Origin of the sequence: Fictibacillus sp. Mic-4, assembly GCF_049843615.1 — a bacterium.
GTDB classification, from domain to species: Bacteria; Bacillota; Bacilli; order Bacillales; family Fictibacillaceae; genus Fictibacillus_A; species Fictibacillus_A gelatini.
The window spans coordinates 31,859-40,890 of sequence record NZ_JBBHZM010000034.1; the positions used below are offsets into that span (position 1 = coordinate 31,859).

At 42.3% G+C, this 9,032-nt stretch carries 6 protein-coding genes and 1 CRISPR repeat array; of the genes, 1 reads left to right on the top strand and 5 read right to left on the bottom strand.

Annotated elements, in window-relative coordinates; translation table 11 throughout:
• Positions 1-126: 126 nt before the first annotated feature.
• Positions 127-945: a PRD domain-containing protein gene (locus WD019_RS17560; RefSeq protein ID WP_425712319.1), complete on the bottom strand. Its 819-nt coding sequence runs from the start codon at positions 943-945 to the stop codon at positions 127-129.
• 431 nt (positions 946-1,376) lie between these two features.
• Between WD019_RS17560 and WD019_RS17565 the strand changes: the two genes are divergently transcribed.
• Complete coding sequence (locus WD019_RS17565) at positions 1,377-2,096, top strand: YebC/PmpR family DNA-binding transcriptional regulator (RefSeq protein WP_026678573.1); 720 nt, start codon at positions 1,377-1,379, stop codon at positions 2,094-2,096.
• A gap of 56 nt (positions 2,097-2,152) precedes the next feature.
• On the opposite strand, the gene WD019_RS17570 is transcribed toward WD019_RS17565, so the two are convergent.
• The 4 genes from WD019_RS17570 to WD019_RS17585 all read right to left on the bottom strand — a co-directional run bounded on the left by WD019_RS17570 (position 2,153) and on the right by WD019_RS17585 (position 6,334).
• Entirely contained in the window at positions 2,153-2,752 is a 600-nt protein-coding gene (locus WD019_RS17570; RefSeq protein ID WP_425712320.1) for a response regulator, read from the bottom strand.
• Position 2,753: 1 nt separating this feature from the next.
• Complete coding sequence (locus WD019_RS17575) at positions 2,754-3,881, bottom strand: sensor histidine kinase (RefSeq protein ID WP_026678571.1); 1,128 nt, start codon at positions 3,879-3,881, stop codon at positions 2,754-2,756.
• A gap of 253 nt (positions 3,882-4,134) precedes the next feature.
• Positions 4,135-5,139 carry a fatty acid desaturase gene (locus tag WD019_RS17580; protein WP_425712321.1) on the bottom strand — a complete coding sequence of 335 codons (1,005 nt, stop codon included), beginning with the start codon at positions 5,137-5,139 and terminating at the stop codon, positions 4,135-4,137.
• Between the two features lie 217 nt (positions 5,140-5,356).
• Positions 5,357-6,334: a proline dehydrogenase family protein gene (locus WD019_RS17585; RefSeq protein ID WP_425712322.1), complete on the bottom strand. Its 978-nt coding sequence runs from the start codon at positions 6,332-6,334 to the stop codon at positions 5,357-5,359.
• 92 nt (positions 6,335-6,426) lie between these two features.
• Positions 6,427-8,989: a CRISPR direct-repeat array (repeat unit 32 nt; unit sequence ATTTCAATCCACGCATCCGCGAGGGATGCGAC).
• Positions 8,990-9,032 lie beyond the last annotated feature (43 nt).

Genomic DNA, 9,032 nt, shown 5'->3' on the forward strand with positions numbered 1-9,032 from the left:
TACTCCCCCTCTAAAAGATCATACCCCGTGCAAAATTTTTATAAAATAAAGCCAGTCAGGTCCTTCTTTTCCTCTCACCTTCTTTCCATAAAGTCACACTTAGTATGACTACGTAATACTAAAACACTATTGTTTTCTTAATCTCTCAATATGAAGAGTGATATAGCCTAATTCATGTTCAGGAAGACTTACTCCATGCTGCGCGATTACATCCATTGCAACTTTACTGGCACAGCTATAGGAATGAGGAAATTTCCTCTTGATCATTTCCAGCATTTCTTCATCCATCGTATGATGTTCATAATGATGGGCTCTTGTCAAAGCAAAGCGTAAATGGGTAATGAGCCGCTCGTACGAGATGTCATCTTCCTGTATCGTAATTTGCAAACATTCTGCAATCATTTGGACAATGTCTCTTATAACTGACGTTTGTTTAACGGTTTCCCGCAAGTCGCCGCCTTGAACTTTCATCGTGTGGATATGAAGGGCAATAAACGCCGCTTCATCAACGGGCATGTCAATCTTGCATATTTCTTTAATATGTTGAATGGCCCAGAGACCGATTTCATATTCTTTCGGATACAACACTTTAATTTCATGCAACAGTTTGTTTTTTAATTGGATTCCATCCCTTTCCCTTTCAATCGCAAACGAGAGGTGATCCGTAAGCGCAATATGAATATGCTCATCGAGTTTTGTACCGAGATAGTTTTCTGCATACGTAATAATTTCTTCTGAGATGATAAAATGTTCCTCAGGAATCCGGTTCAACAATTGCTGAAATTTTTCATTTTCCTTCATGACAAACAATTTCTCAACCTTATTCATGTTCACAATGTCATTTTTCTTCTTCTGAAACGCAATTCCGGCTCCAACTGCAATTTTCTCCTGTCCATCATCCACGACGATAACAGCATTGTTATTTAAAATTTTTGTTATTTTCACGAGAGAACATCTCCTTGCCGTAAAAGCGGACACTTGTTTTTTCGAAACCAATTCTGTTATAGTTTACGAACGACTCGGCCATCTAATGTTTCATATTAAAAATAAAAAAGGCATGGAGGTACAATTAAGAGATCATCGAATCCCTTTCATTTACCACCATGCCTGATCGAATCAGTAACATGTGATCCATTATTCAACATTTGAGTTCATAGTACCATAGACCTAAATGAAAAACAATATGAAAGCGATAACATTTTTTAATCGTGCAAAAGTGATTCGCTTATAATATCGCCCTCAAACTCTTACTCTCGAAACGAACACTCGATTTGATGTATAATAGAACTAGTGGATTCATGCACGTCCTCAAATTGTTTGTATACAAGTTGAGGACAAACGATAAAGTAGATTCAAGTTGAAAGCGAGTGTTCAAAATGGGACGTAAGTGGAATAACATTAAAGATAAAAAAGCGGCCAAAGATGCCAATACAGCCCGCATTTACGCAAAATTCGGGCGTGAAATTTATGTCGCGGCAAGACGCGGCGAACCTGACCCTGAACTCAATCAGGCGTTAAAAGTCGTGCTTGAGCGTGCCAAAACGTACAGCGTGCCGAAAACGATCATTGACCGCGCGATTGAAAAAGCAAAGGGCGGATCGGATGAAACGTATGACGAACTTCGTTATGAAGGCTTCGGGCCAAATGGATCAATGGTCATTGTTGATACTCTGACCAATAACGTAAACCGCACAGCCGCAGATGTACGTGCTGCCTTTAATAAAAACGGCGGAAACATGGGAGTTAACGGATCTGTCGCCTATATGTTTGATGCGACAGCTGTGATCGGAATTGAAGGAAAAACGGCGGATGAAGTGCTTGAAATCTTAATGGAAGCAGATGTCGATGCACGTGATGTTCTAGAAGAAGATGAGGCCGTCATCGTTTATGCTGAGCCTGATCAGTTTCATGCCGTTCAGGAAGCGTTCAAAAATGCTGGCATCACTGAATTTACTGTTGCCGAACTAACGATGCTCCCTCAAAATTACGTGACTCTTCCAGAAGAAGCACAGGCGCAATTTGAAAAATTGATCGATGCACTGGAAGACCTTGAAGATGTACGGCAAGTGTATCACAACGTTGATCTAGGAGAATAAGCTGAATTTTATGCAGGCAAAAATGTCTCTCTCATCATGAATGAGGAGGCATTTTTTTATTTGAACCAGCCCTTTTCTTTCGACTGAGTAATGGCTTCAATTCTGTTTTTCACTTCAAGCTTGTCTAATATCGTGGAAATATAGTTTCGTACCGTTCCTGTTTTAATGCTGAGCTGATCGGCGATTTCTTTCGTGTTTTTTCCATCGGCGACGAGTTCCAATACTTCTTTTTCCCGATCGGTTAGCGGGTTTTCCTCACGATACAGGTCATCCATCAACTCAGGAGCATAAATCCTTCTTCCTGCCATGACACTGCGGATGGAGCTTGCCAGTTCATTGCTTGGACTATCCTTCAATAAATATCCGCTCACTCCTGCCTTTAACGCCCGTTGAAAATAACCGGATCGGGCAAACGTCGTTAAAATAATGACTTTGCATCCCAGCCCTTTCAGTTCTTCTGCAGCTTCAAGCCCGCTTTTTCCCGGCATTTCAATATCCATGATGCAGACGTCAGGCTTAAATTTCCGAACTAGCTCTATTGCCTCTTCGCCATTAGCCGCCATCCCGACAACTTTCATATCTTCCTCTAAATCAAGCAGTGATCCGAAAGCACCTAAAAGCATTTTCTGATCTTCAGCAATGACTATCGTTATCACTTCATTCCCCCCTTTTCTCTTTCCCGTCATTCGGTACGGTAATGATTAGCGTCGTACCTTCTTTTGTTAAAATTTCCAGGCTGCCGTTCACAAATTCCAGGCGTTCTTTCATTCCAGTCAGTCCGTGCCCTTTTGCAAAATATTCTTTCGTGCTCTTGAAGTTTCCGTTGTCCTTGATGGTCATCTTCACATCTTTCCACGATTGTTCAATCGAAATCGAACAAGTAGTGGCTCCGCTATGCTTGACCACATTGGTGACCGCTTCTTTCAGGCACATGCTTAAAATATTCTCGGTTAAAGGAGAAACATTTTTCAAAACAACTTCCGGCTCGCTCTCCAATTGGATTTGAGCCGCTTCAAGGACTTGTTTCACCCGGACGATTTCCTCTTTTAAACGAATGCCGCGCATCGATGAGACCATTTTTCTCACTTCATTCAAAGCGGTTCTTGCGGTTTGCTGAACATCTTTCAATTCATTGCGCGCCCGCTCAGGTTCTTTGTTGATTAATTTTCTAGCTAAATCGCTCTTTAGACCGATGAGAGAAAGCTTTTGCCCTAACGTATCATGAAGGTCACGGGCGATCCGTTCCCGCTCCTGAAGCTTGATTAACTCGGAAATCTTTTTATTCGCATCTTCCAGTTTTTCTTCCAACTGGCCTCTTTCTTTTCGATTGTGGATTCCAAATGGAAGGAGAATGACGCTGATCCAAATGATGATCACAAACGGCAATTGTTTTAAAAACAATTCTTTCTGCTGAACGATGCTAAAGTTAAACGAGACTGAAGTGCTGATTAAAAGGACAAAATATAAAATATAAAACGTCATGCGGTCTTTAATGTTTCCTATAAAATAAACGAGAAAAATTGAAAAATACACATAGCTGAAAAGGCTCGTTGACGTAATCGAAATCCCAATCAATATAAACGTCCATATATAAACGGGCCATCCTCTGGATACAAGAGCGATCCGATAGAAAACAAAAAATAAAATGGTCAAGAATATGCCAACCATAATTTCAATCGTTGACTGCGATTGAAAAATAAAATAAAACGGCAAAATACAAAGAATAAGCCAAATATAAGGGAAAACCCCATTATTTTTTTGGAATCCCATATACCTTTTAATCATTTCAGAACCTCTTTTAAAATACCGTGTTCAAAAAGGAGGACAAACAGAGCCAAGAAGTTCAAGGAAGTGCAGTCTCCGAGCCCCGGAACGACGAGCTTCGCAACCTTGATTCACTGCGAGTTGCACCGAGGAAGCATACTTTGTAGCAACACTAGTAAGACACAGGTGCATAGGTCCTTTTAACACGTGAGGAGCGTAGGAGCAAGCTGACGCAGAAATTCGGCAATGTTTCCCGGACTTTTTGAACATCCTTTTAAAGTTGTTTGCAGTATACTTTAATTTCCCTGTACCCCACAAACTTTTTGCCTCGCTCATCCCATAGGCGGAATTTAAGCGAACGCAAGCTAGTCATTAGTGTGATGGTCGGCACATGCTGCAGTGGTTGAGTGTAATTGTGCACCGCTTCAAGTTTATAATTCGGCACTCTCGGGCTCAAATGATGAACATGGTGAAATCCGATGTTTCCTGTAAGCCATTGGAGAATCTTCGGAAGCTTGTAGAAAGAACTGCCTTCTACGGCCGCTTTCACATATTCCCAGTCTTCATTTTCCTCAAAATACGAATCTTCAAACGTATGTTGAACGTAAAAAAGCCAGACACCGGCAATGCCGGAAATTAAAAAGATGGGACCTTGCACGAGAAGGAACGACTGCCATCCAAGCGTATAGCAAAGTAGGCCTGCTGCCCCTGCAATCGCCACATTCGTAATATACGTGTTCATTCGTTCTTTCAAGCGGGCACCTTTTCGGTTAAACCGATTCGTAATAAGAAACACGTAAATCGGGCCTAAAATAAACATAACAAAAGGATTGCGATACAACCGGTAACGGAGGCGAAGCCAAAACGAAGCTTGCAAATATTCCTCAACGGTCAATACCCATATATCACCCGTTCCCCGTTTATCCAAATTCCCGCTTGTTGCGTGATGGACGGAATGGCTATGCTGCCATTGGTTATACGGAAATAACGTTAAAATACCAGTAACTGTACCAAGAATTTTATTCGCCAGCCGATTCTTAAAGAAAGAATGGTGGCAACAGTCATGAAAAATAATAAATATTCGCGTCAAAAAGCCCGCTGCAATAACCGTTAAGGCCAACGTGAGCAAATAGGAAACGGACAGACTCTCATAAGCTAAAAACCATAGAAGAAAAAACGGAACAAGTGTATTGATAAGCTGTCTAATGCTTCGATTAGTATCCGACTTTTCAAAGGGAGCCACTTGCTTTCTCAGATGAGTTTGTTTTTGCTTTGTCATTTAGTATTAACTTCCCTTCCTCATTTCTAACCCAAAGTATAGAGGAAAAGATACCGTCCTTGCAGTCATACGTGTCATGCCCGGAATATGATAAATGTCATGTGTGACTACCAAATATACACTCAAAGCTTACGTTCGGGGGCATAAAAAAATAATAAAAAAGCAAGAAACTGATATAACAAAAATGATTTCAATTTCTTGCTTACGATCAAGACGGTTATTTGCGTTTTTTCTTTTTAGACAATCTTCCTAATACAAATGCTCCGGCCGCCAGCCCGATCATCGTATTCGTTTTTTTGTTGAATACTTGTTTGACGACAAGATTTAAGTTTTGTGGTCTTTCTGCAAGACGGCGCATGAAGTAACCATACCAGTCTTTGCCGAATGGCACATACGTACAGAAGTTGTAGCCTTCTTTAGCCAATTCGAGCTGCATGTCTTTTCTGAAGCCGTAAAGCATTTGGAATTCAAATTTATCATTCGGAATGTTATTCTTTTTCACAAATTTTTTCACATGGTTAATGATACGGTGGTCATGCGTTGCAATGGATGTGAATTTTCCATTTAACAAATGATATTCGATCAGTTTGATAAAGTTAGTATCAATATCTTTTTTATCTTGATACGCATATTCTTCCGGCTCTTTGTAAGCGCCTTTAACAATACGGAGGCGATAATTTTTATATTTTTTTATATCATCCTGGGCACGATAGAAATAGGCTTGAATAACCGTTCCGACATTGTCATAGGTTTCTGATAATGAATCGAGAATATCGAAGGAAGGCTGCAAATGGCTATGGTCTTCCATGTCAATGTTGACAAAAATATCGTAAGTGGCCGCTTTCGCCACGATTTCTTCCAGGTTGTTTAAGCAAAATTCATAATCTATGTCCAACCCTAACTGCGTCGGCTTTAAAGAGATATGAGCGTCTACATTATTGTCATGAATCGCTTCGATCACTTTAAGGATTTGCTCTTTTGCTTCGATCGCCTCTTCTTTTTTGTAAACGAACTCACCCAGGTTATCAACTGTGCAAGAAATCCCGTGGGCATTTAACTCTTTAATGCTTTGAATCGTTTCTTCTATATTGGTTCCTGCTACAACATTTTGCGCTCCCAATTTCAAACCATACTTTTTAGCGGCATTATTCAGAAATTGGTTTTGGGATAAGCCCATAAAAATATCTTTCAACATCGCAATTACTCCTCTGACAGCTATTTTTCGTCTTTAATTATAGCATACTTTTTGAATGCGCTGTCATAAATCGACAATTGCCAATTTTTGTTCTTTCAATCCACACATCCGTGAGGGATGCGACATCATCACCAAAGACTAAACCAGTTGCCGCATGAATTTCAATCCACACATCCGCGAGGGATGCGACAACGAACAGCTTGGAACGACCATCAAAAAAATTCAATTTCAATCCACACATCCGCGAGGGATGCGACCGGGAACACCGGCATTTGCCAAATACTCTTTTGCTATTTCAATCCACGCATCCGCGAGGGATGCGACGCAAATAGTATTGGAATATATAAAAATCTTACCAAATTTCAATCCACGCATCCGCGAGGGATGCGACTGGGGGGTTCATTTTTTTGAATGGTATTCAATTTATTTCAATCCACGCATCCGCGAGGGATGCGACGAAGATATGACACGTAGCTGGTTTACGTTACGAATATTTCAATCCACGCATCCGCGAGGGATGCGACTGCGTATGTCTTAAACCGTGAATATTAATCCTGTATTTCAATCCGCGCATCCGCGAGGGATGCGACTAATATCGTTTACATTTTCCGTCAACCATTCCGAATTTCAATCCGCGCATCCGCGAGGGATGCGACAACGCCGTTTGCATTTCGTCAGTAACGTAAAAGTGATTTCAATCCGCGCATCCGCGAGGGATGCGACTGTTTTTACCAGTTGAATATCGCCATATGTTAAATCATTTCAATCCGCGCATCCGCGAGGGATGCGACGGACTTATTACGGTTCATAATACTTCATAAACGATATTTCAATCCGCGCATCCGCGAGGGATGCGACGTTATAAATGCCCACATTGCGGTGAAATCTTCACTATTTCAATCCACGCATCCGCGAGGGATGCGACGTCGTCAGCGCGAGAAGTATTGGGATATGTATTTGATTTCAATCCACGCATCCGCGAGGGATGCGACTAAAACCGGAGAGTGTAAACTCATCCGGCTTTTCTTATTTCAATCCACGCATCCGCGAGGGATGCGACCAATGACAGATTTTCAATACATGCAGGATTATTTTTATTTCAATCCACGCATCCGCGAGGGATGCGACGAAGCCCAAAAGAAAACATTCCGTATTCGTGTGATTTCAATCCACGCATCCGCGAGGGATGCGACTTCCGGAAGACATTGAGGAAACGGCTTCATGAGAATTTCAATCCACGCATCCGCGAGGGATGCGACTTCCGGAAGACATTGAGGAAACGGCTTCATGAGAATTTCAATCCACGCATCCGCGAGGGATGCGACGGATATAGAACCGCTAGCTCACAAATGGTTTCTTATTTCAATCCACGCATCCGCGAGGGATGCGACGGTTAAATGTAAACCCTAAAAGGTTAAATAAATTATTTCAATCCACGCATCCGCGAGGGATGCGACTTTATGTGGAGATTCAAAGGACTGTTTATTCAAAATTTCAATCCACGCATCCGCGAGGGATGCGACACGTTCCCAGCCACAACGCAAGTACCGATCAATTATTTCAATCCACGCATCCGCGAGGGATGCGACAGCGACATGGTTCTGTTCCATACGCAAAGCGATCATATTTCAATCCACGCATCCGCGAGGGATGCGACGCTGGTACTGCATGGATAGATGACATTATCATCCGAAATTTCAATCCACGCATCCGCGAGGGATGCGACTACCGCCTTTACGATATCTATGTGGCGGAAGACGTATTTCAATCCACGCATCCGCGAGGGATGCGACGACAGTTTTACCATCATAACGTGTATAACGATTATATTTCAATCCACGCATCCGCGAGGGATGCGACCGCGAACTATGCCGAGAGTCCAGAGGAAGCATTATTTCAATCCACGCATCCGCGAGGGATGCGACTGCTTTTCTGCCTAACGACGACAAAGACAAAGACATTTCAATCCACGCATCCGCGAGGGATGCGACCAGACTTGACACTAACAAGAACTAATATTAACGAATTTCAATCCACGCATCCGCGAGGGATGCGACCCTGATATTGATTTTTCGCCTGTAGTTGATGCAAATTTCAATCCACGCATCCGCGAGGGATGCGACTGAAACTCCAGACATGACCTCATCTTTCACGCCTATTTCAATCCACGCATCCGCGAGGGATGCGACTCAAAATCCTTTTTCAAGGCACATAGAAACAACAATTTCAATCCACGCATCCGCGAGGGATGCGACTAATCGCATCATAGAGTTTATCAATCGCCAAACATTTCAATCCACGCATCCGCGAGGGATGCGACTTTGACGTTCCAAATCTTTTTCGTACATTCTAATCTATTTCAATCCACGCATCCGCGAGGGATGCGACTGACGTTCCAAATCTTTTTCGTACATTCTAATCTATTTCAATCCACGCATCCGCGAGGGATGCGACGTTATACACGTTATGATGGTAAAACTGTCACTGAAATTTCAATCCACGCATCCGCGAGGGATGCGACTCATACGGATCATTCCGTTGATTCCGTCAATTATATTTCAATCCACGCATCCGCGAGGGATGCGACGACTACTGGAAAGCTTTCAATTCCGGAAGGGAATATATTTCAATCCACGCATCCGCGAGGGATGCGACTAGCCTGCTTCATCCGCCATTAAAAAAAGAGGCTATTTCAATC